Below are 1190 nucleotides of genomic sequence, written 5' to 3'. Positions count from 1 at the left end.
CGCTGGGCTCGAGCTGGATCGCCGAGATCGGCGCCGCGGGGGTGGTGGCCGGTCCGGATTCCACGTTGCAGGAGCAGCCGGCGAACGCGATCGCGAAAGCCTGTGCGCGTGAGGGGATTTCGCCGGCGGATCTGGATCTGGTGGAGATCAACGAGGCATTCGCGGCGGTCGGCATCGCGTCGACCCGCAAGCTGGGCATCGATCCGGAGAAGGTGAACGTCAACGGTGGCGCGATCGCGATCGGTCACCCGCTCGGGATGTCGGGCGCGCGGATCCTGCTGCATCTGGCGCTGGAGTTGAAGCGGCGTGGCGGCGGTGTCGGCGTGGCCGCGCTGTGTGGTGGCGGAGGTCAGGGCGACGCCCTCATCGTGCGGGTCTGAACCCGGTCGCGGCCGGATACCTGTGGTATGACCCACACCTACTACGACACTCCGTAGTCGTTCGGCACAATGGTGCCCATGGGCGAATTCTTCGACGTGAGCACCGTGGCCAAACGAGTGCGTCTGTTCGGATTGCTGGAAGCGCCGTCGTGGGCGCTGCTGCTGCTCGGCTCGGTACTCAAGCGGCTACCCGAACCCATCACCTGGCCGGTGATGGTGTTCGGCATGCTGCACGGCCTCATCTTCGTGCTGTACGCGATCAGCCTGCTGCTGGCCTGGCGCGAGTTCGAGTGGCCCGGTAAGACGATTCTGCTGGGACTGGTGTCGTCGGTGGTGCCGTTCAGTTCGGTGTGGTTCGAGCGGTGGGCGATTCGGAGCGGGCAATTGGGTGAACTGAGCCCGACCCCGGCACCGACGGCCGCCGTCTCGTGACAAACTGGATGTCGTGACTCGACCTGCCGCACGTCGTCCTTCGCCCGCCGTCGCCGCCGCCATGTCCGGCGCGGTGGATCTGTCCGCTCTCAAACAGCCGGCTGCCACCGACGTTCCGGGCGATCATGCCGTCACCGAGGCCGATTTCGAGACCAAGGTGCTGCGGCGTTCGCTCGAGGTGCCGGTGGTCGTGGTCCTGTACTCCCAGCGGAGTCCGGGCAGTGTCGATCTGGTGAAGCTGTTCGAGCGGCTGGTCGGTCAGGCCCAGGGCGGCTGCCCCGCGGCCACCGCGATGACGGTCGGGATGCCCTGCACTCCGAAGGCCTGCGCGATGCGCATGTTGGCTTCGGCCTCGACGGTGGCCAGCTCCCAGCCGCC

1 protein-coding gene and 2 pseudogenes are annotated in these 1190 nt (G+C 67.4%); 2 read left to right on the top strand and 1 reads right to left on the bottom strand.

Annotation, left to right across the window (positions count from 1 at the left end; genetic code table 11):
• A pseudogene (locus AB0C20_RS36255) lies at nucleotides 1-380 on the top strand (acetyl-CoA C-acyltransferase); the annotation flags it as partial.
• A 78-nt stretch (nucleotides 381-458) separates the two neighbouring features.
• On the top strand, nucleotides 459-812 hold the full coding sequence (locus tag AB0C20_RS36250) for a DUF3817 domain-containing protein (RefSeq protein WP_357569725.1): 354 nt from the start codon (nucleotides 459-461) through the stop codon (nucleotides 810-812).
• Nucleotides 813-1082: 270 nt separating this feature from the next.
• Here the strand turns inward: AB0C20_RS36250 and AB0C20_RS36245 are convergent.
• Nucleotides 1083-1190: pseudogene (locus AB0C20_RS36245) on the bottom strand (co-chaperone YbbN); the annotation flags it as partial.

This window comes from Micromonospora sp. NPDC048843 (assembly GCF_040649965.1).
Classification (GTDB): domain Bacteria; phylum Actinomycetota; class Actinomycetes; order Mycobacteriales; family Micromonosporaceae; genus Micromonospora; species Micromonospora hortensis.
This window is presented reverse-complemented; position numbering and strand designations above follow the sequence as displayed.